Below are 347 nucleotides of genomic sequence, written 5' to 3'. Positions count from 1 at the left end.
CCACGCCGAGCGAAGCCAGCGCCACGGCGGCGCCGAGCAGCCACGGGTCGTAGCGGCCTCCGATCGCATCCAGGCGGGTCGCTTGGCGGGACAGGTCGTTCATCTCAGCGCACCTTCAACGTGGCCAGGCCGATCAGCACGAGCACGACGGAGATGATCCAGAAGCGCACGATCACCCGCGGCTCCGGCCAGCCCTTGAGTTCGAAGTGGTGGTGGATCGGCGCCATCCGGAACACGCGCTTGCCGGTCAGCTTGAACGAGGCGACCTGGATCATCACCGACAGCGTCTCGATCACGAACACGCCGCCCATCACCACCAGCACCAGCTCCTGGCGCACGATCACCGC

The 347-nt window shown here is 67.1% G+C and carries 1 pseudogene; it reads right to left on the bottom strand.

Annotation, left to right across the window (positions count from 1 at the left end):
* Positions 1–104: 104 nt before the first annotated feature.
* Positions 105–347 (bottom strand): annotated as a pseudogene (locus tag SB822_RS55640) (phospho-N-acetylmuramoyl-pentapeptide-transferase); the annotation flags it as partial.

The organism is Paraburkholderia sp. SIMBA_054, assembly GCF_046534875.1.
Taxonomy (GTDB): Bacteria; Pseudomonadota; Gammaproteobacteria; order Burkholderiales; family Burkholderiaceae; genus Paraburkholderia; species Paraburkholderia hospita.
This window is presented reverse-complemented; position numbering and strand designations above follow the sequence as displayed.